This window comes from Streptomyces sp. NPDC054840, from assembly GCF_053611065.1.
The window spans coordinates 1-4,969 of sequence record NZ_JBSGZP010000564.1 but is presented as its reverse complement, the minus strand read 5'-3'; the positions used below and the strand labels follow the sequence as shown (position 1 = coordinate 4,969).

4 protein-coding genes are annotated in these 4,969 nt (G+C 71.3%); all 4 read left to right on the top strand.

Features of this window, described 5'->3' with window-relative positions:
* Window positions 1-139: 139 nt before the first annotated feature.
* Window positions 140-1,297, top strand: a complete 1,158-nt coding sequence (ispG, locus tag ACWGIU_RS29640; protein WP_030386345.1) for a flavodoxin-dependent (E)-4-hydroxy-3-methylbut-2-enyl-diphosphate synthase — start codon at window positions 140-142, stop codon at window positions 1,295-1,297.
* 154 nt (window positions 1,298-1,451) lie between these two features.
* Window positions 1,452-2,294, top strand: coding sequence for a GNAT family N-acetyltransferase (locus ACWGIU_RS29635; RefSeq protein ID WP_453710897.1), 843 nt, complete (start codon window positions 1,452-1,454; stop codon window positions 2,292-2,294).
* 100 nt (window positions 2,295-2,394) lie between these two features.
* A complete protein-coding gene (locus ACWGIU_RS29630) occupies window positions 2,395-2,937 on the top strand; it encodes a GNAT family N-acetyltransferase (protein WP_453710895.1) in 543 nt (180 codons plus the stop codon).
* A gap of 53 nt (window positions 2,938-2,990) precedes the next feature.
* Window positions 2,991-4,688 (top strand): proline--tRNA ligase, encoded by a 1,698-nt coding sequence (locus ACWGIU_RS29625; RefSeq protein WP_453710893.1) that lies wholly within the window; start codon window positions 2,991-2,993, stop codon window positions 4,686-4,688.
* The last annotated feature ends 281 nt before the right edge of the window (window positions 4,689-4,969 follow it).

Below are 4,969 nucleotides of genomic sequence, written 5' to 3'. Positions count from 1 at the left end.
GGCACGGATCGTGCCCGGCTCCCTACGTTCGGGTGGCGCACCCCTCGGATGCACGGGCCGCGTCGTGGTTGGCGTAATCTCGAAGCCTGGAGCCCGCCGATCTCGGGACCTTGATCCACACCTTGGGGTTGCACAGCAGATGACTGCCATCTCTCTCGGAATGCCGGCCGTGCCGACGAAGCTTGCCGACCGCAGGGTCAGCCGCAAGATCCAGGTCGGCAAGGTGGCCGTCGGTGGCGACGCACAGATCTCCGTGCAGTCGATGACCACGACCAGGACCTCCGACATCGGGGCGACGCTCCAGCAGATCGCCGAGCTCACCGCCTCCGGCTGCGACATCGTCCGCGTCGCCTGCCCGACCCAGGACGACGCCGACGCGCTCGCCGTGATCGCCAAGAAGTCGCAGATCCCGGTCATCGCCGACATCCACTTCCAGCCCAAGTACGTGTTCGCCGCGATCGACGCCGGCTGCGCCGCGGTCCGGGTGAACCCGGGCAACATCAAGCAGTTCGACGACAAGGTCAAGGAGATCGCGAAGGCCGCGAACGAGACGCGCACCCCGATCCGCATCGGTGTGAACGCCGGCTCCCTCGACGCCCGCCTGCTGAAGAAGTACGGCAAGGCCACCCCCGAGGCGCTGGTCGAGTCCGCGCTGTGGGAGGCCTCCCTCTTCGAGGAGCACGGCTTCGGCGACATCAAGATCTCGGTCAAGCACAACGACCCGGTCGTCATGGTCAACGCCTACCGCCAGCTCGCCGCCGCCTGCGACTACCCGCTGCACCTGGGCGTCACCGAGGCCGGCCCCGCCTTCCAGGGCACCATCAAGTCCGCCGTCGCCTTCGGCGCGCTGCTGTCCGAAGGCATCGGCGACACCATCCGCGTCTCCCTCTCCGCCCCGCCGGCGGAGGAGGTCAAGGTCGGCATCCAGATCCTGGAGTCGCTGAACCTCAAGCCGCGCCGCCTGGAGATCGTCTCCTGCCCGTCCTGCGGCCGCGCCCAGGTCGACGTCTACAAGCTGGCCGAGGAGGTCACGGCGGGCCTGGAGGGCATGGAGGTCCCGCTGCGCGTCGCGGTCATGGGCTGCGTCGTCAACGGCCCCGGCGAGGCCCGTGAGGCCGACCTCGGTGTCGCCTCCGGCAACGGCAAGGGCCAGATCTTCGTGAAGGGCGAGGTCATCAAGACCGTCCCCGAGTCGAAGATCGTCGAGACCCTCATCGAAGAGGCCATGAAGATCGCCGAGCAGATGGAGAAGGACGGCGTGATGAGCGGCGAGCCCACCGTCGCCATCGGCGTCTGACGTTCTTCGAGAGATTCCGCCTCGTCAGTGCCCCGGTGCCGTTCCCGCAGTTCGGGGGCGGGCCGGGGCTCTTCGGTGACCTCGGACGCGGCATCCCCGGGCGCCGCCGGGTACAGTGCGGAGATCAGCAGACTTGCATGGTGAGGCCCCAGTGTTGACGCAGACCACCACCCGGGTCCTTGAGCCCAGTGATCTCGACGCCGCGATGGAAATCCTCGGACGCGAGCCGGTCGAGAACGCCTTCGTCACCTCCCGGGTACAGGTCGCCGGACTCGACCCGTGGCGCCTGGGCGGCGAGATGTGGGGCTGGTACGCCGACGGCGAGCTCCGCTCGCTCTGCTACGCGGGCGCCAATCTGGTCCCCGTCTGCGCCGGACCCGATGCCGTACGCGCCTTCGCCGACCGCGCCCGCCGCACCGGCCGCCGCTGCTCCTCCATCGTCGGCCCCGCCGAGCCCACCCGACTGCTGTGGCAGCTCCTGGAGCCCAGCTGGGGCCCGGCCCGCGAGGTCCGCTCCCACCAGCCGCTCATGGTCATCGAACGCCCGTCCACCACGGTCGAGGCCGACCCGCGGGTCCGCCGGATCCGCAAGGACGAGATGGAGCTGATCATGCCCGCATGCGTGGCCATGTTCACCGAGGAGGTCGGCATCTCGCCGATGGCCGGTGACGGCGGCCTGCTCTACCAGGCCCGCGTCGCCGAGCTCGTCGCCAGTGGCCGCTCCTTCGCCCGCGTCGACGACGACAAGGTCGTCTTCAAGGCCGAGATCGGCGCCGCCACCACCCGCGCCTGCCAGATCCAAGGCGTGTGGGTGGACCCCGAGTTCCGCGGCCTCGGCCACTCCGAGACCGGGATGGCCGCCGTCGTCGCGTACGCGCTGCGCGACGTGGCTCCCGTGGTCAGCCTCTACGTGAACGATTTCAACACCGCTGCCCGGGCGTCCTACCGCCGCGTGGGCTTCCGCGAGGTCGGCGCGTTCATGAGCGTGCTCTTCTGACACCCGGTTCCGACACCTGGCCGCACCTGATCCGAAAGGCGGCCCACGGACCCCGGCTGTGGCATTCCGGCAGCCCCGTACCGCGAAGTAAGGTCGCCGCATGCTGCCTTCCGGAGTCCGCATCGGTCCCCTCGACCTCGCCGCCCGCGTGGACGAGGCCCTGCGCGTGCAGGCCGTCGCCTTCGGCCTCAGCGAGGAGGAGGTCGGCATCCGGCGCTACATCGTCCAGCGCCACATGACCTGCCGCGGCGCCCGCGCCCTCGGGGCGTTCGCCGAGGACGGGGCGCTCACCGGATTCGTGTACGGGATGCCGAACGACCGCACCCACTGGTGGTCCACCATCGTCGAGCCCTACCTGCGCGCCGGGGGGCACGAGGACTGGCTCGACGGCTCCTTCGTGATCACCGAGCTGCACGTCCACCCCGGCTTCCAGGGCCACGGCGTCGGCCGGGCCCTGATCACCGGCATCACCGACGACGCCGCCGAGCCCCGCTCGATCCTCTCCGCCATCGACACCGAGAGCCCCGCACGCGGCCTGTACCGGGCCCTCGGCTACACCGACCTCGCCCGCCAGGTCCACTTCCCGAGCGCGAGCCTGCCGTACGCGGTCATGGGCGCCACCCTGCCGCTGACCAGACGCTGACCAGGAGCTGAAACCGGTACCGCGGGCCGCCGGGACCCCGGTAATCTCCCGACATGTCTACGCAACACGTGCAGCGCATGTCCCGCCTCATGGCCAAGACCCTCCGCGAGGACCCGGCCGACGCCGAAACCCTCAGCCACCGGCTCCTGGTCCGCGCCGGCTACGTGCGGCGGAGCTCGGCCGGGGTATGGACGTGGCTGCCGCTGGGCAAGCGGGTCCTGGACAACGTCTCGCGCGTCGTCCGTGAGGAGATGGACGCGATCGGGGCCCAGGAGGTCCTGCTCCCGGCCCTGCTGCCGAAGGAGCCGTACGAGGTCAGCGGGCGGTGGTCGGAGTACGGGGACCTGCTGTTCCGGCTCAAGGACCGCAAGGGCGCGGACTACCTCCTCGGGCCCACGCACGAGGAGATCTTCACCCTCGTGGTGAAGGACCAGTGCACCTCCTACAAGGACCTGCCGGTCATGCTGTACCAGATCCAGACCAAGTACCGCGACGAGGCCCGGCCCCGGTCCGGGGTGCTGCGCGGGCGCGAGTTCCAGATGAAGGACTCCTACTCCTTCGACGTGTCCGACGAGGGCCTGGCGGAGTCCTACCGGCTCCACCGCGAGGCGTACGTCCGCATCTTCGAGCGGCTCGGCCTGGACCACCGGATCGTGTCGGCCGTCTCGGGCGCGATGGGCGGCTCGGCGTCGGAGGAGTTCCTGGCGCCGGCCGGGGCGGGCGAGGACACCTTCGTGGACTGCCCGTCCTGTGACTACGCGGCGAACACGGAGGCCGTGACTTTCGCCCTGGCCCCCGTCTTCGCGGAGAACCCGGCGCTGGAGGAGGTTGATACCCCGGACACCCCGACGATCGAGACCCTGGCCGCGCACCTGGGCGTACCCGCCTCCGCGACGCTGAAGAACCTCCTGGTCAAGGTCGACGGCGAGATTACGGCCGTGGGCGTGCCGGGGGACCGGGAGGTGGACCTCGGCAAGCTGGGTGAGCACCTGGCCCCGGCGGTGGTCGAGTTGGTGACGGCCGAGGACTTCGAGGACCGCCCGGATCTGGTACGCGGCTACGTGGGCCCGCAGGGTCTGGACAAGGTTCCTTACCTGGCCGACCCCCGGGTCGCGCCCGGCACTTCATGGGTGACCGGGGCCAACCGGGCGGACACGCACGCCCGGAACGTCGTCTGCGGGCGGGACTTCGAGGTCGACCGGTACCTGGACGTGGTGGTCGTGGAGCCGGGCGACCCCTGCCCGTCCTGCGGGGCGGGTCTGCGGCTCGACCGGGCGATCGAGATCGGGCACATCTTCCAGCTGGGCCGCAAGTACGCTGACGCCTTCGGACTGGACGTCCTCGGCCGTGAGGGCAAGCCGGTCCGGGTCACGATGGGCTCGTACGGCATCGGTGTCTCCCGCGCGGTGGCGGCGCTGGCCGAGCAGACGGCGGACGAGCGTGGTCTGTGCTGGCCCGCGGCGGTGGCCCCGGCCGACGTCCACGTGGTGGCGGCGGGCAAGGCGGTGCCGCTCGCGCTGGCGGAGGAGGCGGCGTCGGCCCTGGCCGCGGCGGGTCTGCGGGTGCTGCTGGACGACCGGCCCGGCCTGTCGCCCGGCGTGAAGCTCACGGACGCGGAACTGATCGGCGTGCCGTGGATCCTGGTGGCCGGCCGCCGCTCCGCCGACGGGGTGGTCGAACTCCAGCACCGCGCCACGGGCACCCGCGAGGAACTCCCCGTGGCCGAAGCCCTCGCCCGCCTGACCCCGTGACCCGGACCTCCGCCCCCGGCACCGCGCCTCGGACGCCGGCGGGGTTGCTCGTCGGCCCGCCCGGCGTGAGTCACGGGGACGGAGCAAGGGCAGGACGGGAAGGGACGGGAAAGGGAGCCCACGCGGCGGCTACTCGCGCAGCCCGTCCCGCTCGTGCTCCGGCGGTGGCGCGTCCAGCATCAGGCCGTCCGCCGCGCCGTCGAGCGCATCCGGCGTCGAGCCTTCGTCGAGCGCGTGGGCGTCCGCGGCCTCGCCCGGATCCAAGGCCGCTTCGTCGACCT